At 70.9% G+C, this 23,285-nt stretch carries 17 protein-coding genes and 1 pseudogene; 4 read left to right on the forward strand and 14 right to left on the reverse strand.

Features of this window, described 5'->3' with window-relative positions:
- Positions 1-113 precede the first annotated feature (113 nt).
- Positions 114-1,505 (reverse strand): hypothetical protein, encoded by a 1,392-nt coding sequence (locus JOD64_RS04475; protein WP_204941040.1) that lies wholly within the window; start codon positions 1,503-1,505, stop codon positions 114-116.
- A gap of 356 nt (positions 1,506-1,861) precedes the next feature.
- A complete protein-coding gene (gene murD, locus JOD64_RS04480) occupies positions 1,862-3,211 on the reverse strand; it encodes a UDP-N-acetylmuramoyl-L-alanine--D-glutamate ligase (protein ID WP_204941041.1) in 1,350 nt (449 codons plus the stop codon).
- 48 nt (positions 3,212-3,259) lie between these two features.
- On the opposite strand from murD, the gene JOD64_RS04485 reads away from it, so the two are divergent.
- Entirely contained in the window at positions 3,260-4,609 is a 1,350-nt protein-coding gene (locus JOD64_RS04485) for a MurL-like N-terminal domain-containing (protein WP_204941042.1), read from the forward strand.
- 171 nt (positions 4,610-4,780) lie between these two features.
- Here the strand turns inward: JOD64_RS04485 and JOD64_RS34050 are convergent, their stop codons facing one another.
- The 3 genes from JOD64_RS34050 to JOD64_RS04500 all read right to left on the reverse strand — a co-directional run bounded on the left by JOD64_RS34050 (position 4,781) and on the right by JOD64_RS04500 (position 9,169).
- A complete protein-coding gene (locus JOD64_RS34050; protein WP_204945891.1) occupies positions 4,781-6,745 on the reverse strand; it encodes a PucR family transcriptional regulator ligand-binding domain-containing protein in 1,965 nt (654 codons plus the stop codon).
- A gap of 79 nt (positions 6,746-6,824) precedes the next feature.
- Entirely contained in the window at positions 6,825-8,276 is a 1,452-nt protein-coding gene (argG, locus tag JOD64_RS04495; RefSeq protein WP_204941043.1) for an argininosuccinate synthase, read from the reverse strand.
- A 47-nt stretch (positions 8,277-8,323) separates the two neighbouring features.
- Positions 8,324-9,169, reverse strand: a complete 846-nt coding sequence (locus tag JOD64_RS04500) for a TrmH family RNA methyltransferase (protein ID WP_239559407.1) — start codon at positions 9,167-9,169, stop codon at positions 8,324-8,326.
- Positions 9,170-9,222: 53 nt separating this feature from the next.
- Here JOD64_RS04500 and JOD64_RS04505 point away from each other — a divergent pair, with 53 nt between their 5' ends.
- Positions 9,223-11,112: a thiamine pyrophosphate-requiring protein gene (locus JOD64_RS04505; protein ID WP_239559408.1), complete on the forward strand. Its 1,890-nt coding sequence runs from the start codon at positions 9,223-9,225 to the stop codon at positions 11,110-11,112.
- Between the two features lie 119 nt (positions 11,113-11,231).
- On the opposite strand, the gene JOD64_RS04510 is transcribed toward JOD64_RS04505, so the two are convergent.
- From JOD64_RS04510 to JOD64_RS04525, 4 genes and pseudogenes are all read right to left on the reverse strand, one after another.
- Entirely contained in the window at positions 11,232-13,436 is a 2,205-nt protein-coding gene (locus tag JOD64_RS04510; protein ID WP_239559409.1) for a transglycosylase domain-containing protein, read from the reverse strand.
- A 178-nt stretch (positions 13,437-13,614) separates the two neighbouring features.
- Positions 13,615-14,471, reverse strand: a pseudogene (locus JOD64_RS04515) (hypothetical protein).
- 151 nt (positions 14,472-14,622) lie between these two features.
- Positions 14,623-15,729: an SPFH domain-containing protein gene (locus JOD64_RS04520; RefSeq protein WP_204941047.1), complete on the reverse strand. Its 1,107-nt coding sequence runs from the start codon at positions 15,727-15,729 to the stop codon at positions 14,623-14,625.
- Between the two features lie 5 nt (positions 15,730-15,734).
- Positions 15,735-16,208 carry an NfeD family protein gene (locus JOD64_RS04525; RefSeq protein WP_204941048.1) on the reverse strand — a complete coding sequence of 158 codons (474 nt, stop codon included), beginning with the start codon at positions 16,206-16,208 and terminating at the stop codon, positions 15,735-15,737.
- Positions 16,209-16,328: 120 nt separating this feature from the next.
- Between JOD64_RS04525 and JOD64_RS04530 the strand changes: the two genes are divergently transcribed.
- Positions 16,329-17,642: a serine hydrolase domain-containing protein gene (locus tag JOD64_RS04530; protein ID WP_204941049.1), complete on the forward strand. Its 1,314-nt coding sequence runs from the start codon at positions 16,329-16,331 to the stop codon at positions 17,640-17,642.
- A gap of 109 nt (positions 17,643-17,751) precedes the next feature.
- On the opposite strand, the gene JOD64_RS04535 is transcribed toward JOD64_RS04530, so the two are convergent.
- Positions 17,752-18,564, reverse strand: a complete 813-nt coding sequence (locus JOD64_RS04535) for a DUF3097 domain-containing protein (RefSeq protein ID WP_204941050.1) — start codon at positions 18,562-18,564, stop codon at positions 17,752-17,754.
- A gap of 167 nt (positions 18,565-18,731) precedes the next feature.
- Between JOD64_RS04535 and JOD64_RS04540 the strand changes: the two genes are divergently transcribed.
- On the forward strand, positions 18,732-19,526 hold the full coding sequence (locus JOD64_RS04540; protein ID WP_204941051.1) for an Rv1486c family protein: 795 nt from the start codon (positions 18,732-18,734) through the stop codon (positions 19,524-19,526).
- A 301-nt stretch (positions 19,527-19,827) separates the two neighbouring features.
- Here JOD64_RS04540 and JOD64_RS04545 read toward each other — a convergent pair whose 3' ends face one another.
- From JOD64_RS04545 to fabG, 4 genes are all read right to left on the reverse strand, one after another.
- The gene (locus JOD64_RS04545; protein WP_204941052.1) at positions 19,828-20,607 is read right to left on the reverse strand and encodes an HAD-IIA family hydrolase; all 780 of its coding nucleotides are present in this window, start codon (positions 20,605-20,607) and stop codon (positions 19,828-19,830) included.
- A gap of 15 nt (positions 20,608-20,622) precedes the next feature.
- A complete protein-coding gene (locus tag JOD64_RS04550) occupies positions 20,623-21,651 on the reverse strand; it encodes a ferrochelatase (RefSeq protein ID WP_204941053.1) in 1,029 nt (342 codons plus the stop codon).
- A gap of 110 nt (positions 21,652-21,761) precedes the next feature.
- Positions 21,762-22,529: an enoyl-ACP reductase FabI gene (gene fabI, locus JOD64_RS04555; protein ID WP_204941054.1), complete on the reverse strand. Its 768-nt coding sequence runs from the start codon at positions 22,527-22,529 to the stop codon at positions 21,762-21,764.
- A gap of 27 nt (positions 22,530-22,556) precedes the next feature.
- Positions 22,557-23,261: a 3-oxoacyl-ACP reductase FabG gene (gene fabG, locus JOD64_RS04560; protein ID WP_204941055.1), complete on the reverse strand. Its 705-nt coding sequence runs from the start codon at positions 23,259-23,261 to the stop codon at positions 22,557-22,559.
- Positions 23,262-23,285: the final 24 nt, after the last annotated feature.

Consider the following 23,285-nt stretch of genomic DNA (forward strand, 5'->3'; position numbering starts at 1 on the left):
GCCCAAAACGCCGTGAATGGGCGCGGGTGGCAGCAGCGGCATCGTCCGCTGCTGCCACCCGCCCGAGCGGCACGCCCCTCCCCTCCTCGTCGATCAGAGGCTGGACGTCGTCGTCACTGGTTCTTCAAGGCCCGCTCTGCCCGCTCGCGGCGGTCGCCTTCGTCGGCATAACGGTCGAGGACGAACCACCGCTGCCGCCATTCCCGATAGCCGCCCGACACGCCGCGCTCGTCGCGGCAGGCCGCGACGCCGCGAAGAAACGCGGGCATCGTCACGCTGCCGATCGCGTTCGCATTCCCATGGATCTTTCCCGCGCGGTCCTTCTCGGCGAGCCAGGCCGAAATCGCCTCGACCGCATCGTCGTCAAGTGGGTTGCACTCCAGGAGGTTGGCGAAATCGAGGGTGCTGGGCAGATCGAGGCCGGGGAGTACGATCGCGGCGTTGAGCCGAAGCTGGGCGACTGACCGCCGATGGTCGGCGACCAGTGGAATGGGCCGGCCGTTGTCGTCCAGGACAGGCTTCTCGATCGCCTGGTAGGCCTTGACGAAGCGTCGGACCGTCGCCTCGCGCATCTCCTCCCAGCTCTCGTAATCAGAGCCCGGTTCCAGGTCGAGCTCCTGCATCTCGTAGGTCAGCGGTAGCAGGTGCAGGGCTGCCCGGGCGGTCATGATGCCTGGGTTCCGGAAGGCCGTACGGAGTGCCAGCCGGTCCCGACCCACCCGCTTGACCAGCCCGTAGGCGCGCTCGATCTCGGCGGCCTTGTCGAGCGCCTGCTCGCCGATGATGACGGCGATGGACAATTGCTGGTACAGAATCTCGACCCAGTATTCTTCGTCGTCCACGGTCCACTGTCGCTCGTGCTCTTTCTTGTCCAGTTCGTCCAGCCAACGGCCGATGAACCGCTCCGCCGTGCGGCAAGCGGTGCCGGTCTCGGCGAGCACCAACTGGAGAAAGATCTCCTCGAGGCCCAGCAACTCCAGTTCGCGACCGGGCGCACGGCCATGGTTTTCGACATAGTGGTCGCGCCGCTCTCGCGCCTCCTTGTGCTGCAGGAACGCTTCGTTGTAACCCTGCGGCGTATCCCGCTTGGACGAGACCAGCGCCTCGGCACGGATCGCTCCCAGAGACCGAGGCGCAAAATGCGGCCACGGCAGGATGCGAGCGACTTCGGCCAATCGCCCGACGAGGCCACCAGCGCGATAGTTGATTTCGACGCCCACGTCGTCGCGCCGCGCCCAGCGGAGAATCTGCCAGCTCGCCTCGTAGATCATCCATCCGATCAGCCACAGGCGTTCGCGCAGCTCATCCGGCGGTTCGACAGAGTTTTCGATCGACTCGGACGAACGGTGCTTGGCATACCACTCGCGGTACTCCGCGACCTCCCGCTCAATTTCCTCGACAAGCGTTTCGTCGGCGGCTCGGCGTCCGGCCTCGGGGTCATCCCTGCCGTCGGATTCGGCACGCAGGGCAAGACAGATCATTTCCAATTCCTCAACGGTCCACATGATCGGGACAGCTTCCCTTCGCTGCGATTGATCAAGAATGAACTGTGATGCTTGTCGAGGAGAGGTTAGATATGGGCCACGAGTGACCACAATCAACCTTTCAGTTCGATGGACGCAACTGAGATGGCGGACGACCACGTCGTTTTTGGAAACTCGGAGGTATTCCAGGCGTACGCCAGCAACGGACGTGTCAGATATCGGCAAGCGTCAACTACTGAAACCTGACTGCGGGCCAACGCCGTCAGTGATACAGGCTCCCTGCGGGCCACAGGACCGCACCAGATTGGCCCGGGGCAAAGCGGGTCATAGCACGGCGAACCATGAACGAGCCGTGGCTGACCGCCGACGAGGGGCGGTCAGCGAGTCGCCGTCTCCTCGATCGCCTCGAGGAACGCCTCCGAGCGATGCTCGAAGTTGCGGTACCGGCCGTAGCTGGGCGCGGCCGGCGACAACAGCACGACGCCGTTGGCCGGCGTGAGCTTACGAGCCTGACGGACCGCGGCAGTAAGGTCCTCGACGATCTCGCAACGCACGCTCGCCAGCCCGGCAAGCGTCTGGATGATCCGCGGGCCACTGTCCGGAATACCGATGACCGTGATGTCCCGCTCGGCCAGGTGGTCGCGCAGCGGGGTGTAGTCCACCCCCCGGTCGTTGCCGCCCACGATGACCGTCAACGGCCGCCCGTCGTACGCGTCGATCGCGTGCATCGCCGCGTACGGGCTGGTGGCGAGGGTGTCGTCGACGAACGTGAGGCCGGACGGGTCGAGAATCTCGGTGAGTCGGTGCGCCAGCCCCTGGAATTCGGCGACCGCCACGGCCAGGGTGTCCTTACGGGCGACGACGTCGACGTCGAGCGCGTCGAGCACGGCCAGCGCCACGCACAGGTTGCTCTCGTTGTGCCGGCCGACCAGCGGCAGCACCGCGCGCGGAAAGAGCGGGTGGTCCCCCAGGTGGAACCAGGGCGTCCCGTCCGGCCCGACAGCGACGTGGGTGGTGTCGGGCAGACCTGCCCGTACCACCGGGCGGTCACCCAACTCCGCGATGAGCCGCGGGTCGGTGCCGTTGACCACCACGGTCGCCGGATCGTGTGCGATCAGGTTGAGCTTGTCCCGGTAGTACTCCCGCTCACCGCCATGCGCGTCCAGGTGTTCGGGGAAGAGCGCGGTGACCACCGCGACATGCGGCGAGTCGGTGAGGTCACTGCACTGGTAACTCGACAGTTCCAGCACGTAGAGCGCCGCCTCGGGCAGCTCCAGCGTCGGTACGCCGATGTTGCCGCCGAACAGGTTCGGTCGCTCGACGGCGTTCAGCAGGTGGCTGGTCAGACTCGACGTGGTGCTCTTGCCCTTGCTGCCGGTGACGCCGACGGTGCGGGCCGCGTGATCGGCCATCCAGAGCGCGGTGCCCTGCGTGACGGGGATACCGCGTCTGCGCAGCTCGACCATCCAGGGGTGCGTCTGCGGCACCCCCGGGGAGCGGATCACCACGTCCGCCGCGACCAGCCGAGCGAGCCCGTCGTCGCCGGTCACCAGCGGCGCGGCCTGGGCGACCGGCCCTTCCCACGGCAGCGACAGGAAGTTCGTCCGGTCGTCCACGGCGACCAGGCTGGCCGGGCCGTGCGCGGCGACGGCGGTGACAGCGGCCACGCCCTCACGGCCCGTACCCCAGACGGCCACAGAGCGTCCGCGCAGGTCAGCCAGGCGCACCTATGATCTCCTTGCTCGCAACCGGACAGGCTCGGACTAGTATGACCTGTGCCTAACGGACAACTGCGGCGGATGGACGCCTTCACCTTCCCGTCCTACTCGATCGACTTCGCCACCGGCGAGGTGTTGTTCGACTACGCCCTGACCGGCCCCGCCGGTGAGCAACGGTTCACCGAGGCGATCACCCTTCCGCTGCCGGCGGAGCCGCCCTCGGATGAGACGGTGGCGACCCTGGGCCGGGTGTTGGAGGTGCTGCACCTCGTCGCCGGGGTCAGCTACTACAAGGCCGCCGCACCGCCCCGACTCGTGCTGCCGGCGCCGCTGGGAGCGGCCACCGTCGACTACGTCACGGCCGTCTACACCAAGGGCCTCGCCGAGTACGCGTACCGCAACCAGCTGCCGCACGTGCTGGAGCTGCGCCCGGAGGTGCCGGTGGGTTCGCCCGAGCCGCCACGCGTGTACGACGACGCCGACCGTCGTCCGCTCTCGGCGGTCGGTGGGGGCAAGGACTCGATCGTCAGCCTGGAGGCGCTGCGCCGAGCCGAGCTGGACCCGGTGCCGTTCTCGGTCAACCCGAACCACGTGATCGTCGCGGTCAACGAGGCGTCCGGGCTGACCCCGCTGGCCGCCCGACGGCGGCTCGACCCGGTGCTGTTCGATCTGAACGCGGCCGGCGCGCTCAACGGGCACATCCCGGTCACCGCCATCAACTCACTGATCGCCGTGGCCACCGCGGTGCTGCACGGGCTGGGTCCGGTGGTGATGTCCAACGAACGCTCCGCCTCCGACCCCAATCTGGTCTGGAACGGTCACGAGATCAACCACCAGTGGTCCAAGGGCGTCGAGGCGGAAGGGCTGCTGCGGGCGGCGCTGGCCGAGCACGCGGGCCTGACCGAACCGTACTTCTCGCTTCTGCGCTCGCTGTCCGAGCTGCACATCGCCCGGCTGTTCGCCGAGATCACCCGGTACGACGACGTGGTGACCAGCTGCAACGCCGCGTTCAAGCTGCACGACGCGAGCGAGCGCTGGTGCCGCGACTGCCCGAAGTGCCGGTTCGTCTTCCTGGCCATGGCGCCGTTCATGCCTCGGGAGCGGGTCACCCACATCTTCGGCGGCGACCTGCTCGCCGACCCGGAGCAGATCCCCGGCTATCACGAGCTGCTGGGCGTGGACGGGCACAAGCCGTTCGAGTGCGTGGGCGAGGTCGAGGAGTCGGTGGTGGCCCTTGGCCTGCTCGCCGAGCAGGACCAGTGGCGTGACGCCCCGGTGATCCGAGCCCTGGTCGACGCCGTCCCGGAAACAGCCTGGTCCGCCGTGGCCAACTCCGACGTCTTCACCCCCGGTGGCCCCAACCACATCCCCCCCACCTACGCCAAAGCCCTAACCCCCCTCACCTAACAACCCCCTCCCATCCCCTCCCCTCCTCCCTCCCACCCCCTGCTATCCCCTGTTGATCATGAGGTTATTGCCACCCGGGCCGGCGTGTCGGGGCAATAACCTCATGATCAACGAAGGCGGCAGCGGGGGGCAGCGGGCGCGGGGTGGGGGGGGTGGGGGTGGGGGTGGGGTTTAGGGGGTGCGGACTGCTTCTAGGGCTAGCAGGGCTACGTGTAGGGACAGGGACGCCTCTACCGAGTCGAGGTCTACGTCGAGGATGCGGGCGATGCGGGCCAGGCGTTCGTAGAACGCGGGCCGGGACAGGTGGGCGGCGGCAGCGCCAGCGGTCTTGTTGCGCCCCTGCTCCAGGTACGCACGCAGGGTGTCAAGTAGCTGCTCCCGCGGGTGCCGGGCGTCGTACTCCAGCAGGGCACCGAGTTCGCGCTCCACGAACGTCTGCAACCGGGGCTCGTCGCGTAGCAGGTGCAGCAGTCCGGCCAGGCCGACGTGCGGCAGCCGGAAGATCGGCAGGTCCCGTCGGTCCCGGCGGGCCGCCTCGGCGATCTGCCGCGCCTCGACCAGCGACCGTCGCGCCTCCCGCAGGTTGCTCACGCCAGAGCCGGCGGCGACGATGACCCCACCCGGAGCACCGCCGGCGCCCCGGGACGGGTCAGCACCGCCCACCGACCGGGCGGCCCCCACGCCGAACGCCGACCGGGACCCATCCGCCCCGAACGCCGACCGGGACCCATCCGCGCCGAACGCCGACCGGGACCCATCGGCACCGAACGCCGACCGAGACGCCTCCGCCCCGAACGCCGACCGGGACCCATCGGCACCGAACGCCGACCGAGACGCCTCCGCCCCGAACCCCGACCGGTACGCCTCCGGGCCGGAAACCGCCCCCGAGGTTTCGGCGCCCGACGTTGCCCGGCCCGTGCCGGCGTCGAGGCGTACCCGACGGAGTGCGCCGGCGAACGCGGACAGCGCGCGGTCCTCGGCGGCCGGGTCGGTCAGGGCCAGCAGCACGCCCACCGAGTTGTCATCGACCGCGCTGGTCAGCCCGGTCAGTTTCGCCTCCCGCAGCGCCTGGCCGACTGCCTCGGACAGGTCCCGCAGCCGGGCCTGTCCCGCGTCCGGGCCGCTCTCGCCGACCGGGTCCTCGCCCCGGTGTCGGACCATCACGCCGACCAGGTGCCGGCGGTCGAGCACCACGCCGAGCGCCTTGGCTCGCAGCGCGACTTCGTCCACCGGCCGGGAATGGTCGAGGAGTGCGGTGAGCAGGGTGCGATGGATCTGCCGTTCCAGCCCTTCGGCGTCGCGACGGAGCAGTCGACCCAGCGCGAGGGCGGACGCGGCCCGCTCGATCAGGATGGTGAGCCGGGTGGGCGGGCCGGCGATCGGCTCGGTGGCCTGGGCACTGGGCACGTCCCCGCTGGCCGGCCAGCGCAGCAGCAGCCGACCCCAGTCCTGTCCCCGCGCGCCGACGGCGGTCACCAGCCAGCCGCTGTCCGGGTCGTACGCGGTGCGCCCGACCGGCCGGATCCGCCGGGAGTGCTGCTCCCAGCCGTCGAGCAGCATTTCGGCGCTCTCCCCCGCCGGGTCGTACCCCAGCACCTGCCGGGACAGGTTTTCCAGCACCACCGGGCAACCGGACAGCTCGGCGGTCTGCCGGATCACCTCGGCGGCGTCGGCGCCCTCGACGGACAGATCGTTGAAGCGCTGGTGGATCTCCTCGGTGGCACGCAGCTCGGTGAGCTGCGCGTCGATGATCAGCGCGTGCACCGCCTCGGTGATCGGAACGAACGGGGTGGCTCGGCGCAGCTCCACCAGGGGCAGCCCGCGCCGCTCGGCGGCGGCGACCATCACCCGGGGCACGCCGCTGACGTAGCGGCGGCCCAGCTCGACTACGAGCCCGGAGACGCCGACGTCGGCCAGGTCCCCGATGAAGGCGCGCAGCCCCGCGTCGTCCCCGGGCAGGCCGATGCCGGTGGTGAGCACCAGTTCGCCACCGCCGAGCAGGGTGGCGATGTCCGGCACCTCGGCGACGTGCACCCAGCGGACCGGCCGGTCCAGCCCGGCGTCCCCGGCGACCACGCGCGGCGCGCCGTGGCGGACCGGGTCCAGGGCGAGGACCTCACGGACGGTAGGGAACACGGCCGACACGCTACCCTCCGTGACGCCGGATCTCGACATTCGCCGGGCGGAGTCACGGAGGGTCGGCGCGGGGGTTCGTTCAGTCGACGCCGAACTCCATCGCGGCACGGTCGAGCGCCTCGTCCTCGGGGGAGGCGACGCCTCGGGAGGCGATGGCTTCCGCGCCGCCCTCGGGCATGGCACCGATCAGCCCGGTGGAGGCGGCCTGCGCGGCGCCGACCATCCGCTGGGGGCTGGCCCCACCGACCATGCCGAGGTTGGCGTACTGCTCCAACTTCGCCCGTGAATCGGCGATGTCGAGGTTGCGCATGGTGAGCTGGCCGATCCGGTCCGACGGGCCGAACGCCGAGTCTTCGGTACGTTCCATCGACAGCTTGTCGGGGTGGTAGCTGAACGCCGGGCCGGTGGTGTCCAGGATCGAGTAGTCCTCGCCCCGGCGCAGCCGCAGCGTCACCTCGCCGGTGACCGCCGTGCCGACCCAACGCTGCAACGACTCGCGCAGCATCAGCGCCTGCGGGTCCAGCCAGCGCCCCTCGTACATCAGCCGACCGAGGCGGCGGCCCTCGCTGTGGTAGTTGGCCAGGGTGTCCTCGTTGTGGATGGCGTTGACCAGCCGCTCGTACGCGGCGTGCAGCAGCGCCATCCCGGGTGCCTCGTAGATGCCCCGGCTCTTGGCCTCGATGATCCGGTTCTCGATCTGGTCGGACATGCCGAGGCCGTGCCGGCCGCCGATGGCGTTGGCCTCCAGCACCAGGTCGACGGGGCTGCCGAACTCCTTGCCGTTGATCGTGACCGGACGACCCTGGTCGAAACCGATCGTGACGTCCTCGGCCGGGATCTCCACCGACGGGTCCCAGAACCGGACTCCCATGATCGGGTTGACCGTCTCGATGCCGGTGTCGAGGTGCTCAAGGGTCTTCGCCTCGTGCGTGGCACCCCAGATGTTGGCGTCGGTGGAGTATGCCTTCTCGGTGCTGTCCCGGTAGGGCAGACCGCGTTCGAGCAGCCACTCCGACATCTCCTTGCGCCCACCCAGTTCGGTGACGAAGTCGGTGTCGAGCCACGGCTTGTAGATGCGCAGCATCGGGTTGGCCAGCAGGCCGTACCGGTAGAACCGCTCGATGTCGTTGCCCTTGAAGGTGGAGCCGTCGCCCCAGATCTGGACGTCGTCGGAGATCATCGCCCGCACCAGCAGGGTCCCGGTGACGGCCCGGCCGAGTGGGGTGGTGTTGAAGTACGCCCGCCCGCCCGAGCGGATGTGGAAGGCCCCGCAGGTCAACGCGGCCAGGCCCTCCTCGACCAGGGCGGCTCGGCAGTCGACCAGGCGGGCCAGCTCGGCGCCGTAGCTGAGCGCGCGACCGGGCACCGAGGCGATGTCGAGCTCGTCGTACTGGCCGATGTCGGCGGTGTAGGCGCAGGGAACGGCGCCTTTGTCGCGCATCCACGCGACCGCGACCGAGGTGTCGAGGCCGCCGGAGAAGGCGATGCCGACACGTTCGCCGGTGGGCAGGGAGGTGAGAACCTTGGACACAAGGAAGATTATGCAACAGGACGCATGGCCATGCAAGTAAGAGTGATCTACTCGCCCCCGAACGGGGGATCGTCGCGCCCCAGCTCCCAGAACGCCACCGCCGCGGCGGCGGCCACGTTCAGCGAGTCCACCCCACGCCGCATCGGAAGCCGCACCCGCACGTCACTGGCGCTCTGCGCCGCGCCGGTCAACCCGGGCCCCTCGGCACCGAACAGCAACGCCGCGCGGGCCCGCTGGGCCGAGGAGAGCCGCTGGATCGGCAACGCGTCCGCCGCCGGGGTCAGCGCCAGCACCGTGAAGCCGGCCTCCCGCACCTGCTCCAGCCCGTCCGGCCAGCGGCTGAACTTGGCGTACGGCACCGCGAAGACCTCGCCCATGCTGACCCGCACACTCCGCCGGTAGAGCGGGTCGGCGCAGGTCGGCGACAGCAGCACCCCGTCGATGCCGAGTGCGGCGGCCCCCCGGAACACCGCGCCAAGATTGGTGTGGTTGTTGACGTCCTCCAGGATCACCACCCGGCGCGCGGCGGCGAGCACCTCGGCCGCCGTCGGCAGCGGCCGGCGGTGAAACGACGCCAGCACCCCCCGGTGTACGTGGAACCCGGTCGCCCGTTGCAGCACGTCCTGCGTCGCCGCGTAGACCGGCGCGTCGCCGGTGTCCAGGTCGGCGAGCTGGTCGATCCGCTTGGCGTCGACCAGGTACGACCGGGCCGGGTAGCCGGCGCGTAGCGCCCGGCGCAGCACCAGCTCGCCCTCGGCGATGAACAGGCCGTGCGGAGGCTCCCAGCGGGTGCGCAGCTCGACGTCGGTGAGCGCGCGGTAGTCGGCGATCCGGTCGTCGTCAGGGTCGGTGATCTGGTGGACGGGCACCCGACGATTCTGCCGGACGAGCAACCTCGTCCACCGACGCCCGCCTGGCGGGGCGTTTTGTCCGAGGAAGAAGGGGAATGACCGGACCCGTACCGGACCTGACGGAGAGGACCAGCCAGGTGAGCACGGACCACACCGCACCGGGCGAAGCGGGAGCTCTCCCCCGGCACCCGACCGTCGCGGACCACATCGTGTCGCGGCTGTTCAGCTGGGGTGTACATCGCTACTTCGGCTACCCCGGAGACGGCATCAACGGCCTCACCTCCGCGCTGCAACGCACCAACAAACGGGCGCAGTTCATCCAGGTACGCCACGAGGAGACCGCCGGCTTCGCCGCGTCGGCACACGTCAAGTACGGCGGCGGGCCGCTGGGCTGCGCCCTGGTGACCAGCGGCCCGGGCGCCATCCACCTGCTCAACGGCCTGTACGACGCCAAACTCGACCACCAACCGGTGATCGCCCTGGTCGGGCACACCGCGACCACCGCCGAGGGCGGCGGCTACTACCAGGAGGTCGACCTGCTCGCCCTCTACAAGGACGTGGCCGCGGCCTTCCTCGCTCAACTCGACCACCCGGCGCAGGTCCGCCATCTGGTCGACCGGGCGTGCCGCACCGCGTTGGCCCGGCGTACCGTCACCGCCCTGATCCTCCCCCTGGACCTGCAGGACGAGCCGGCCATTCCGGACCCGCCGCACGCGCACGGCTACTACCAGACCAGCAACGTCCCGAGCAGTACGCCCACGGTGCCCCCGGAGGCGGACGTGCGCCGGGCCGCCGAGGTGCTCGGCGGCGGGCAGCGGGTGGCGATGCTGGTCGGGCAGGGGGCGCTGGGCGCGACGGACGAGGTCCGCGAGATCGCCCATCGGCTCGGCGCCGGGGTGGCCACGGCACTGCTCGGCTTCACCGCCGTCGACCACCGCGAACCATGGGTCACCGGCGCGATCGGGTTGCTCGGCACCCGGCCCAGCTGGCAGTTGATGACCGGCTGCGACCGGCTGCTGATCGTGGGCAGCAACATGCCGTACTCGGAGTTCTACCCGCCGCCTGGGCAGGCCCGCGCGGTGCAGATCGACCTGGACGGCACCCAACTCGGCCTGCGGTACCCGACCGAGGTGAACCTCACCGGCGACGCCCGCCCCACGCTGCGGGCGCTGCTCCGCGAGCTGGGCCCCGGCCCCGGACCGACCGCCTGGCGGGCGGAGATCGCCGAGGCCAACTCGGCGTGGCGGCGAGTGCAACGCGACCTGGCCGAGCAGACGGCCGACCCGGTCAACCCACAACTGCTCTTCCACACCCTCAATGAGCGGCTGCCCGACGACGTGATGCTCGCCGTCGACTGCGGCACCACCACCGCCTGGTACGCCCGCCACATCCAGGTCCGCCCCGGGATGCAAGCCAGCCTGTCCGGCACCCTGCTGTCCATGGGCGGCGCCATGCCGTACGCGCTCAGTGCCAAGTTCGCCCACCCGGACCGCCCGCTCGTCGCGTTGATCGGCGACGGCGCCATGCAGATGAACGGCGTCAACGAGCTGATCACCGTGGCCAAGTACTGGCGCAGTTGGACGGACCCACGATTCGTGGTGTTGGTGCTCAACAACCGGGATCTGGCGTTCGTCAGCTGGGAACAACGCTCCACAGAGGGGACGCCGATGTTCCCGGACAGCCAGCAGTTGCCGGACATCGCCTACCACCAGTGGGCACAGGTGCTCGGGCTGCACGGTGAGCTGATCGACTCACCGGAGCAGGTGCCGGAGGTCTGGGACCGGGCACTCGCCGCCGACCGACCGGTGGTCATCAACGCCCTGGTCGACCCGGCCGAGCTGATGTTGCCGCCACACTTCACCGCCGAGCAGGCCCGCAAGACCGCGGCGGCGGTGCTGCGCGGCGACACCGACTGGGCCGGCATCATCCGCCGCGGCCTCCCAGCCACCCTGGCAAGCTACCGCCCCCGCCGTCGCGAGCGCTGACCCTCCCCCACCCCACCACCCCCGCGATCCTGCACTTTCCTGCCTCAACAAAAGGTGTGCAGTGGGGCAAGTCGACGACCGAAAGTGCAAGATCGCGGGAGTACCGGGTGCGAAGGGAGTTAGCCCCGGCGGTTGTTCAGCCAGCGTTGCAGGAAGTCGCCGGGGTTGTCGTCGGTGGGCTGCTGCCGGCGGTCCGGAACCGCCGGGCGGTCCACGGGGCGGTGCGGGTCGCCGGCCAACTCGTGGCTGGGTGCGGCGAACGCCTTCTCCGGCTGGCCCTTGACGGCGGTGGCGATGACCCGGGCGACCGCGTCGATCACCTTGGTCTGCACCGCGGAGCCCACCTCGTCGGCCGGGTCGTCCGGATTGGCGGCGATGCCGGCCACCGCGACCTGCGGGGTGAAGCCGACGAACGTCTCGGTGGAGTTCTGCTCGGAGCTACCCGTCTTACCGGCCACCGGCCGGCCGTCGAGGATGTCGTTCACACCGGTGGCCGTGCCGCCGTTGCACTGCCCGAACGCCGACTGCTGGCCCACCGGGCACCGGGCGGCGTCGGTCGCGGCACGGGCGACGTCGGCGTCGAGGACCCGCTTGCAGGACGGCTGCCCGACCGGCACCTTCTCGCCGTTCGCGTCGGTCACCGAGACCACCGGCACCGGCGTGCAGTAGGTGCCTTCGGCGGCCACCGTGGCGTACGCGTTGGCCAGGTCCAGCGGGGTGGTGGCGGCCACGCCGAGGGTGAAGGAACCCCAGTTGGCGGCGTTGTCCTTGGCGAAGGCGGCGTCCGAGTCGGCGCGGAACGTGATGCCGAGCCGCTGCGCCATCTCGACCACCTTGTCCTGGCCGACCTGCTCGGCCAACCAGACGAAGTAGGTGTTCACCGAGCGACCGAAGCCGTCCCACATCATCCGGTACCCGTCCATCCAGTCCGGGTTGGCGTTCGCCGGGCACCAGTGGCCGTCACAGCTGCCCGGGCCCTCGGCGGCGTACCGGGTGGGCAGCTTGGCGGGCGCGTCGAAGCCGGTGGAGAGGGTACGTCCCGCCTCCAGCGCGGCGAGCATGGTGAACAGTTTGAACGTCGAACCCGCCTGGTACCCGTCGACGCTCGTCCCGCCGGAGATCAGCGGGTTGACGGTGTTCGGGTAGTTGGCCTGCCCGGCCGGGTTGCCGTCCAGGCTGTAGTGCCGGTTGACCGCCATCGCCAACACCTGCCCGGTGCCCGGCTGGACCGCCGCGATCGGCAGGGCGCGCTTGTTGTCGTAGGAGTAGACCTTGGTGGCCTGCTGCTGCGCGGTGGCCTGGACCTTCGGGTCCAGCGAGGTGACCACGGTGTAGCCACCCGAGCGCAGCGCCTGCTCGCGCTCCGCGACGGTCGCCCCGAAGGCCGGCTGGGTCACCCACCACCGGCGCAGGTAGTCGCAGAAGTAGCCCCAGTCGTCATGGCCCTGGGAGACGGCGGTGCAGCCGTTGGGCTGGGCGGTCGGATGCAGGGTCAGCGGCTCCGCCTTGGCCTGGGCGGCCTGCGCGGCGGTGATCGCGCCGGTGGCGACCATCGAGTCCAGCACGTACGACCGACGGGTCAGCGCCTCGTCCTTGTCGCCGCTGATCGGGCTGTACGCGTCCGGAGACTGCACCAGGCCGGCGAGCAGGGCCGACTCGGCGAGGGTCAGCTGCGCCGGCGGTTTGCCGAAGTACCGCTGGCTGGCCGCCGCGATCCCGTACGCCCCGGAGCCGAAGTACGCGATGTTCAGGTACCGGTCGAGGATCTCGTCCTTGCCGAGGCTCTTGTCCAGCGCACTCGCGTACCGGATCTCCTGGATCTTGCGGCCGACGGTGGGGTCCGTCGCGGCGGCGCGCTCCTCGGCGGTGCGGGTGGGGTCGGTCTTGAGGACGTTACGGACGTACTGCATGGTCAACGTCGAGCCGCCCTGCTCGGTGCCGCCGCCCTTGACATTGGCCACCAGTGCCCGGGCGAGGCCGCGCAGGTCCGCGCCACCGTGGTCGTAGAAGCGCCGATCCTCGGCCGCCACGATTGCCTGCCGCATCACCGGTGCGATGTCCGCCAACGCGACGTCGGTGCGGTTCACGTCGTAGAAGGTCGTGATCAGCGTCTTGCCGTCGTTGGCGTAGAGGTACGAGCGCTGCGGCGTGGCCGGGGTGCGCAGCGAGGCGGGCAACGAGGCGTACGACGCGAGCGCCGAGCGGGCGGTGAACCCGAGCAGCAGGTTGCCCGGCAGTGCGGCGACTGCCAGGGCGAGCCCGGCCAGCAAGCCGGCGAGCAGCACGGTGAACAGCCGCGACAGCGGCGAGCGGGGGGCGGCCATGCTCCCCAGGATTGCCACGAAAGCCGCCAACCGACCACCCCCGCAGCCCAATTGTCAGCAACTTCACGGCCCCCCACCAGCCCCCACCCAGCCCAACCCACCAACCCCGGCACCCCGCCCCCGCCCCGCGCCCCGCGCCCCGCGCCCCCGCCCCGCGCTGTTGATCATGAGGTTATTGTCACGACACGCCGAGGCGAAGGGCAATAACCTCATGATCAACGGGCCGAGGGCAGCCGGGCGGACCGGGAGAGGCCGGGGGCCGGGCGGTTAGGGGTTTGGGGTATTTAGGCTGGCGGCGGCTGCGTCTCGGGCGGTTTCGCGGGGCATCAGGCGGCCGGAGCGGTAGCCGATGCCGATGCCGGCAACCAGTACGAAGATCGCGCCGAACGTCTGCAGCGACCCGATCAGGGCGCCTCCCAGGCCGAGAAGTGGCGCGGCGATGATCAGCATGACTCCGTCGCCGAGGCTGAAGGTGCCCGAGCGGGCCACCGCCCACCCGGTGAGGAACCAGCCCACGCTGTAGAACGTCGCGCCGAGCAGGACCAGCGACCGCGCGGTGGTGCCGAAGACCGGCGTCTGCTCGGCGAGCCCGGCGAAGGGCAGCATCAGCACAGTGCCGGCGATGCTGACCAGCAGCCCGGCGGCGGCCACCCGGCGGCTGCGAGTCGCGGCCAGCAGCCCGGTGAGGGCCAGCAGCGCGAGCAGGCCGAGCCAGACCGCCGCCACCCAACCGATCAGGTACACCGCCTGGCCGTCGGCGGGGTAGGGGTCGTTGCCCACCCCTCCGTCACTGGCCATCGCCACCGCGCCGTAAAGGATGGCGTACGCGGGCAGCAGCCACACGGCCGCCCGCGCGAACCGACGCACCGACCAGGCCCAGCTGGCGTTCGTGGCCGGACCGGCGGGGGTCGGCTCGCCGACGAACGGCAGTACGCCGAACCCGCCACCGCTGCTCCGGGAGCCCAGCGGGGCTACCGGGTCGTGTGCGCCGGGCACCGGGGCCGAGGACCACATCCGATTCGCCGGATCCTTCATGCGTCACCTCGCTTGTCCACGAGTGGTGCGAGACGCGCCGGGGCGCCCCGATTGCCTGGTCACCACCCGTCCTAGGACCGATCGTGGCAGGCGTCGGAGCGCCCCATGAGTCTTTCTCGCTTTTATCCGGCTGGTCGGCCGGCGTACTGGATCAGCCGCGCTCGCGCTGGTCGGCCGGGTCTTCGGTCAGAGTGGCCGGGGACACCGGCTCCGGCGCGGGCAGCCCCTGCGGCTTGTTGCCGCCGGCGGCCTGCGCCTCGGCGACGCGTACCTCGTCGTGGATCTGCTGGGCGGCGTCCGCCGCGGCCTGCGCCGCCTCCGCGGCCTCGCGCTCCACCTGGCTCGCGTGGTCGGCCGCCTCCGGCGAGGGAAGGTCCCCCACCATCTGGCTCAGCCCACCGAGCGCGCCGCCCATCCCCTCCAGGGCCTTGGTCAGCTCGGCCGGGATGATCCAGACCTTGTTGGCGCTGCCCTGGGCGATCTGCGGCAGTGCCTGCAGGTACTGGTAGGCGAGCACCTTCTGGCTCGGGTTCGCCTGGTGGATCGCGTCGAAGACCGTCCGGATCGCCTTCGCCTGACCCTCGGCCTGCAGGATCCGGGCCTGCCGGTCACCGTCGGCCCGCAACACCGCCGACTGCTTGTCACCCTCGGCGGTGAGGATCACCGACTGCTTGTGGCCCTCGGCGGTGAGGATCGCCGCACGGCGGTCCCGTTCGGCGCGCATCTGCTTCTCCATCGAGTCACGGATGCTGGCCGGCGGCTCGATCGCCTTGATCTCGACCCGGGTCACCTTGATGCCCCAGCGGCCGGTGGTCTCGTCCAGCACACCCGAGAGGTGCCGGTTGATCTCGTCCCGGCTGGTCAGCGCGCGCTCCAGATCGAGCGAACCGATCACGTTACGCAGCGTGGTGACGGTCAGCTGCTCGATGGCCTGCAGGAAGCTGGAGATCTCGTAGGTCGCCCGGACCGAGTCGACCACCTTGAAGTAGAGCACCGTGTCGATCGAGACCACGAGGTTGTCCGAGGTGATCACCGGCTGCGGCGGGAAGCTGACCACCTGCTCCCGCATGTCGACCTTGGTGCGGACCGCGTCGATGAACGGCACCAGCAGGTTGAGGCCGGGGCTGAGGGTGCGCTTGTACTTGCCGAGCCGTTCCACCACGTCCTGGCGTTGCTGCGGCACGATCCGCACCGCCTTGGCGAGCGTTATCACGGCGATCAACGCCACCGCGATCACCAGCACCCCGATTAAGGTCATCCCGTTCACCCTCTCGCTTCCGGCAGCTCACCGGCGGAAGAAATATCGTCCTGCCACACCAGGGCTGTCGCGCCCCGGACCTTTATCACCCGAACCCGCTGACCGGGTACAAAACTCTGCGTCGTGTCGTACGAGCGGGCGCTCCACAGCTCCCCGTCAATCTTGACGAGACCGTGCTCGGCGTCCACTCGTTCCAGCACCAGCGCCGTGGAGCCCTCGATCGCCTCGACGCCGAACGGCTGTTCGCCGCTCTCCAGCGCGGACCGGCGGTGCCGGCGGATGACCGGCCGGGCCACCACCAGACTCAACGCCGATACCACCGCGAAGACCAACGCCTGCACGGCCACCGGCGCGCCAAGTGCCGCAGCACCGGCAGCAGCGAACGCGCCGACCCCGAACAGGATCAGAAAGAGCGTCGTCGTGAAAATCTCGGCGACCGCCAGCAACACACCCAACACGATCCACACCACGGCGTCCACACCACGATCGTGACACGCAAATGCACGCGCGGCCTCCCCACAAAGATCAGTAGGCTCGGCGAAGCCCTTTTCGGCCTTCCAAAACACCACGATTCGGCGGCCCGACCCGAGGAGATCCCGTTGACCCTGCTGCCCGAGACCGCCCGCCAGATCGACACCCAGGTCGCCCAGGCGCAGCTCGACGGCCGCGCCCCGTCGCTGGTGCTGGGCGTGGTCCGCGACGGCGCACTGGCGCATCTCGCCGCCGCCGGCGAGCACCCACGCCCGGACGTCGACCTGCAGTACCGGCTGGGCTCGATCAGCAAGACGATGACCGCCACCCTGATCATGCAGATGCGCGACGCCGGACGGCTGGCCCTGGACGACCCACTCGAACGACACCTACCGGGCACCGGGCTGGGCGCGGTCACCCTGCGCCAGATGCTCGGGCACGCCAGCGGCATCCAGCGTGAACCCGAGGGCGACTGGTGGGAGCGGACGGCGGGCGTCGACCTGACCACCCTGCTCGCCGGCCTGACCGCCGACATGATCGCCTACCCGCCGCACCGCACCTACCACTACTCCAATCTGGCGTACGCGCTGCTCGGCGGGTTGCTCGAACGACTCAGCGGGATGCCCTGGGCCGACCTGCTCAACGAACGGCTCCTCAGCCCGCTGGGAATGCGCCGCACCACGTACGCGGCCACCGAGCCGTACGCCCGCGGCTACGTCGTACACCCCTGGCACGACACGCTGCGCGAGGAACCCCGTACCGACACCGGTGCGATGGCTCCCGCCGGGCAGCTCTGGTCGACGATCGAGGACCTGGGTCGATGGGCCGCGTTCCTGGCCGACCCCGACCCGTCGGTGCTGGCCCCCGAGACGGTGACCGAGATGTGCTCACCCGTGGTGATCAGCGACCTGGAGGCCTGGACCCACGGGCACGGTCTCGGGGTGGAACTCTTCCGGGAAGGAAACCGGGTGTACGCCGGGCACGGCGGATCAATGCCCGGCTACATCGCCTCGTTGGCCGTGCACCGGCCCACCCGCACCGCCGTGGTCGGCTTCGCCAACTCGTACGGCCTGCGCACCGGCCACCTCGGCGCGCTCGGCCGGCAACTGCTCACCCTGGTGCTGGACCGCGAACCCGCACCGGTCACCCCATGGCGACCGGCCGCCACCGCCCCGCCCGCCGAACTGGCCGAGCTGACCGGCCGCTGGTGGTGGATGGGCACCGAGATCGAGGTGACCGCAGACCCCGCCGGAGATCTGCACGCCGGCCCGGTCGGCGCGCCGGACCTCCGCTTCGTCGCCGAAGGCCCGGACCGGTGGCGGGGGCGAAAGGGCGACCAGGACGGCGAGATCCTCACGGTACGACGCGACGAGCAGGGCAGGGCGGTCGCTCTGGACATCGCGACGTTCGTCCACACCCGCACCCCCGACCAGGAGCCCTGAGGCACGCGTCCCCCCGTCCGGTGCGGGACACCCGCGCTCCCGCCCGCCTCCGCACAACGCACGGGGAGGCGGGTGCGGCGGACGGGGCGGGCGCGGCGGGCTCGGCGGGTCAGGCGGGCTCGGTGACGAAGTCGATCAAGCGTTCCATGGCGTTGATCAAGGGTGTCTCCACGTCGGCGAAGCTGTTCACCCGGGACAGGATGTGCCGCCACATGTCGGCCGGCTCGGCAACCCCGAGGGCCGCGCAGACCCCCTCCTTCCACGGCTGCCCCGGCGGCACCACCGGCCACGCCGCGATGCCCAGCGCCGCCGGCTTGACCGCCTGCCAGACATCCACGTAGGGGTGTCCGGTCACCAGCACGTAGGGCGAGTTCACGCGAGCCACGATCCGGCTCTCCTTGCTGCCCGGCACGAGGTGGTCGACGAGCACGCCAAGGCGTCGGGTCGGACCGGGGCCGAAGTCGCGTACCTCGGCGTCGAGGGCATCGATGCCGTCCAACGGCTCCACGACCACGCCCTCGATGCGCAGGTCGTCACCCCAGATCCGCTCGACCAGCGCGGCGTCGTGGATGCCTTCCACCCAGATCCGGCTGGCCTTGGCCACCTGGGCACGGACGTTGTCCACGGCTACCGAACCAGAGGCGGTCCGCCGACGGGCCGCCGGCACCGACGGGCGGGTCGGGCGGCGCAACGTCACCGGTCGACCGTCGAGCAGGAACGCCGCCGGGAGCAGCGGGAAGTTGCGCCGTCGGCCATGCCGATCCTCCAGAACCACGGCGCCGGCCTCGAAGCCCACCACCGCTCCGCAGAACCCGGAGTCGGCATCCTCCACGACGAGATCCGGTTCGGCGTCCACCTCGGGGGTGACCTTCCGCCGCCGCCAGTCCCCCGCCAACACGTCCTCGCCGTATCGCCCAGCCATGACGATCACGCTAACCCCCGCACCACGGCCCCCGCCCCCGACACACCGCCGCACCCACGGGGCGACGCGGGCGGCCGGATTCAGGGCGAAGGGGGCAGTTCGGGGCAGGCCGGGCGACCGGAGCGGCAGTCGAGACAGGGCCGGTCGTGACCACGTACCCTTTCGGCATGTCCACCCCCGCAACGGGCGCGGCCACACTCACGCCGCGCCGGTCGAGCCGGTTCGTTGCCTGGGTGCGCGCGTGGCGCGCCGGCTTGGTGCCGTACGACGAGGTCGCCGACGCCATCGCCGGCGACGAGGAGCATCTTGTTGCGGACGCCCCCGGCACCTGGACCGACGTCCCGCTGAGTGCCGCGCTGCCCACCCTGGCCAAGCTCTCCCCGGACGACATCCGCCTCGTGCTGCCGGCGCCGGGCGACCCCAGAGGGCTGCCCGGCCCGGGCGACTTCGCCGGTGCGGCGCTGGTCGCCGGCGAGGCGGTGGTCGCGGGTGGGCTCGGTTTGATTCCCCAGGTACGGCTGCACACCTCCGGCTCGGGAGACTGCTTCGAGACGGTGCTCTGGCGGGTCTACCCGCTGCCGGCCAACGCGCCCGCCGCCTCACTCTCGCTGCCCGGCGCGGCCGAGGCGGAGGCCGAGCTGGCCGCCGCGCTGGCCGAGACGACCGCCGCCCTGACCCGTCTCGACGTGGCCCAGTGGCGGCCCGAGCTGGCCGGTGCGCTTGCTGCGCTGCGCCGCCCGGACGGCGCCACCGACCTGCCACCGGGCTTCGACCCGCGAGCCCGCCGGCTCTTCGCCCGTGCCGCGGTGCTCGACCGGGTGCTCGCGTTGGCCGGGCACGCCGCTCCCGGCGGCGCGATCAACAACTACGAGGCACAGCAACGGGACGCGGCCCTGCGCCCACTCACCACGGCCTGCCGCCAAGCGCTGGTGGCCGCCTGCAACGCCCCGCTGCGCCCCTGACACACCCGCCACGCCACGCACACCGCAGCGCGCACACCGCGCCGCGCCACACCCCGCACACACCACGCCGTGCCGCAGCACGCCACACCGCGCACACCGCGCCGCGTTGTGCCGTGCCGCGGCAGAGTCGGCTGTCCCCCGCATGATCGTGCTCGATCCAGGATGTAGTGGCCTCCCAATCTGGGGTTACCACTACATCCTGGTTACAGCGTGATCAGCGGCGCGACCAGCGGCCAGCGGCCAGCGGCCAGCGGCCAGCGGCCAGCGGCCAGCGGCCAGCATGGACCCAGGGCCGGGCGCGTCAGACCTCGTCGAGCAGGTCCGCGACCGAGTTGATGATCCGGGACGGACGGTACGGGTACCGCTCCGCCTCGGTGCGGCTGCTGATCCCGGTGAGCACCAGGATGGTCTCCAGCCCGGCCTCCAGGCCGCACAGGATGTCGGTGTCCATCCGGTCACCGATCATCGCGGTGCTCTCCGAGTGCGCGTTGATCGTGTTGAGTGCCGAGCGCATCATCATCGGGTTGGGCTTGCCGACGAAGTACGGCTCCACTCCGGTCGCCTTGGAGATCATGGCGGCGACCGAGCCGGCGGCGGGCAGGGCGCCCTCCACGGACGGGCCGGTGACGTCGGGGTTGGTGCAGATGAACCGGGCTCCGTCGTTGATCAGGCGGACCGCCTTGGTGATCGCCTCGAAGCTGTAGGTGCGGGTCTCGCCGAGCACCACGTAGTCCGGGGCGAAGTCGGTGAGCACGTAGCCGACCGCGTGCAGCGCCGTCGTCAGTCCGGCCTCACCGATCACGTACGCGGTGCCGCCCGGCCGCTGGTCGGCGAGGAACTGGCCGGTCGCCAGCGCGGACGACCAGATCGCCTCTTCCGGCACGTCGAGCCCCATCCGGCTCAGCCGGGCGGTCAGGTCACGCGGGGTGTAGATCGAGTTGTTGGTCAGCACCAGGAACGGCTTGCCGGAGGCGCGCATCCGGTTGATGAACTCCGGTGCGCCGGGCACCGGCTGGCCCTCGTGCACCAGCACGCCGTCCATGTCGGTCAGCCAACTCTGCACGGGCTTACGGTCATGCATGATGATCCTCAGAGGTCAGGGGCGTCGGGTCGGCACGCAACAGACGGTGGGGCAGGTGTCCCACATGGGCAGCTCGCCGAGGCGGCGGCGCAGCTGCGCACCGTCCGGGTCGGTTCGCTCGGTGACCAGCTCACGCACCATGGTCACGAAGCGCGGGTCGGTGCCCGGGGTGGCGGCCCGTACGAAGTCCAGGCCGAGCTGCTTGGCCGTCTCCAGCGCCTCGGTGTCCAGGTCCCACACGACCTCCAGATGGTCGGAGACGAACCCGATCGGGCTGACCACGACGCCGGTGGTGCCGCCCTGCGCGAGGCTGGCCAGGTGGTCGTTGATGTCCGGTTCCAGCCACGGCATCTGCGGCGGGCCGGAGCGGCTCTGCCAGACCAGGTCGTACGCCAGGTCGGGGGCGGCGGCCGCGGCGACGAGCCGGGCGGTCTCGCGCAGCTGCGCCTCGTACCGGCCGCCGTGCGGGCCGGCGTTGGCCGCCATGGAGGTGGGGATGGAGTGGGCGGTGAAGACCAGCCGGGTGGTGTCCCGTTTCGCCGCGTCGAGTTGGCTCAGGGCCGCCCGCACCGCGTCGATGTGCGGGTCGACGAAGCCGGGGTGGTCCCAGAACTGGCGCAGCTTCTCGATCACCGGGGCGTCCGGGCCGACTGCGGCCCGCGCGGCGGCGATGTCCTCCTGGTACTGCCGGCAGGACGAGTAGCCGCCGTACGCGCTGGTGACGAAGGCCAACGCCCGGGTGACCCCGTCGTCGCGCATCTGGGTCACGGTGTCGGCGAGCATCGGGTCCCAGTTGCGGTTGCCCCAGTAGACGGGCAGGTCGAGGCCGTGCGCGGCGAAGTCCGCGCGGACGGCGGCCAGCAGCTCGCGGTTCTGCTCGTTGATCGGGGACACCCCGCCGAAGTGCTGGTAGTGCTCAGCCACCTCGGCCAGCCGCTCCGGCGGCACGCCCCGACCCCGGGTCACGTTCTGCAGGAACGGCATCACGTCCTCGGGCCGTTCCGGCCCGCCGAAGGACACCAGCACCACCGCGTCGTACGACATGGGCTCATTCTTGCCGGTCGGCCGGGACCACCCGGCGACGCCCCCTGGTCCGGACGCGTAGATCACGCGGACCGCGGTCGGGAGCGTCGCCGGTCGAGCACCAGGGGACGTCAGGAGCCGATGGCGTGGTAGCCGCCGTCGACGTGGACGATCTCGCCGGTGGTGGCCGGGAACCAGTCGGAGAGCAGCGCCAGGCAGGCCCGCGCGGCGGGCTCCTGGTCGGTGAGGCTCCAGCCCAGCGGGGCACGCTCGGCCCAGGCGTCCTCGAACTGGTCGAAGCCGGGGATCGACTTCGCGGCGATGGTCCGCAGCGGCCCGGCGGCGACCAGGTTGCTGCGGATGCCCTGCTTGCCCAGGTGCAGCGCCAGGTAGCGGGACGCGGACTCCAGGCCGGCCTTGGCCACGCCCATCCAGTCGTAGACCGGCCATGCCTTCGTCGCGTCGAAGGTCAGGCCGACCACCGCGCCGCCGGGCGACATCAGCGGCAGCGCCGCCATGGCCAGCGACTTGTACGAGAAGGTGGAGACGTGCAGGGCGGTCGCCACGTCCTCCCAGGGCGCGTCGAGGAAACCGCCGCCCAGGCAGCTCTGCGGGGCGAAGCCGATCGAGTGCACGACACCGTCGATTCCGTCGACGTGTTCGCGTACCCGGTCGGCGAGGCCGGCCAGGTGCTCGGTGTTGGTGACGTCCACCTCGATGACCGGCGCCGGCTCGGGCAGCCGCTTGGCGATCCGCTCGACCAGGGAGAGTCGGCCGTAGCCGGTGAGCACGACCTGCGCGCCATTCTCCTGAGCGAGCTTCGCCACCGAGAAGGCGATCGAGGCGTCGGTGATGACACCGGTGACGAGCAGTCGCTTACCGGCGAGCAGTCCGGACATCGCAGATTTCCTCCGTAGTCAAAAGGGTTAGTGGCCCATGCCGAGGCCGCCGTCGACCGGGATGACGGCGCCGGAGACGTATCCGGCGCTGTCGGAGGCCAGCCAGGTGACCACGGCGGCGACCTCCTCCGGGCTGGCCATCCGGCCGGCCGGGATGGACTTGAGGATCTCCGCCTTGCGGTCGTCGGAGAGGCCGGCGGTCATGTCCGTGTCGATGAAGCCGGGCGCCACCACGTTCGCGGTGATGTTGCGGCTGCCCAACTCTCGAGTGATCGAGCGGGCGACGCCGACGAGGCCGGCCTTGCTGGCGGCGTAGTTGACCTGCCCGGCGCCGCCGGCGAGGCCGACCACCGAGGAGATGAAGATCATGCGGCCCCACTTGGCGCGGAGCATCTTGCCGGAGGCCCGCTTCGCGACCCGGAACGCACCGGTGAGGTTGGTGTCCACCACGTTGGTGAACTGCTCCTCGGACATGCGCAGCAGCAGCGTGTCGGCGGTCATGCCGGCGTTGGCGACCAGTACCTCGACCGGCCCCAGCTCGGCCTCGACGGCGGCGAACGCGGCGTCGATCGAGGCGGCGTCGGTGACGTCGGCGCGTACGCCGAACAGCCCGTCGGGTGCCTCGCCGCTGCGGTGGGTGACCGCCACCCGGTCGCCCTGCTTGGCGAAGGCCTGCGCGATGGCCAGGCCGATTCCCCGGTTGCCCCCGGTCACCAGCACGGTACGGGCCACTGTTCCCCCTTGCGAATGGTCAGC

It is taken from the genome of Micromonospora luteifusca, from assembly GCF_016907275.1.
Classification (GTDB): Bacteria; Actinomycetota; Actinomycetes; order Mycobacteriales; family Micromonosporaceae; genus Micromonospora; species Micromonospora luteifusca.

Excerpts from the sequence above, each read along its gene's own strand:
- JOD64_RS04535 (WP_204941050.1), bottom strand. The coding sequence starts at position 18,564 with ATGGCTGGGCGATACGGCGAGGACGTGTTGGCGGGGGACTGGCGGCGG.
- JOD64_RS04545 (WP_204941052.1), bottom strand. The coding sequence starts at position 20,607 with ATGCATGACCGTAAGCCCGTGCAGAGTTGGCTGACCGACATGGACGGC.
- JOD64_RS04550 (WP_204941053.1), bottom strand. The coding sequence starts at position 21,651 with ATGTCGTACGACGCGGTGGTGCTGGTGTCCTTCGGCGGGCCGGAACGG.
- fabI (WP_204941054.1), bottom strand. The coding sequence starts at position 22,529 with ATGTCCGGACTGCTCGCCGGTAAGCGACTGCTCGTCACCGGTGTCATC.
- JOD64_RS04505 (WP_239559408.1), top strand. The coding sequence starts at position 9,223 with ATGACCGGACCCGTACCGGACCTGACGGAGAGGACCAGCCAGGTGAGC.
- JOD64_RS04510 (WP_239559409.1), bottom strand. The coding sequence starts at position 13,436 with ATGGCCGCCCCCCGCTCGCCGCTGTCGCGGCTGTTCACCGTGCTGCTC.
- JOD64_RS04520 (WP_204941047.1), bottom strand. The coding sequence starts at position 15,729 with ATGACCTTAATCGGGGTGCTGGTGATCGCGGTGGCGTTGATCGCCGTG.
- JOD64_RS04475 (WP_204941040.1), bottom strand. The coding sequence starts at position 1,505 with ATGTGGACCGTTGAGGAATTGGAAATGATCTGTCTTGCCCTGCGTGCC.
- JOD64_RS04540 (WP_204941051.1), top strand. The coding sequence starts at position 18,732 with ATGTCCACCCCCGCAACGGGCGCGGCCACACTCACGCCGCGCCGGTCG.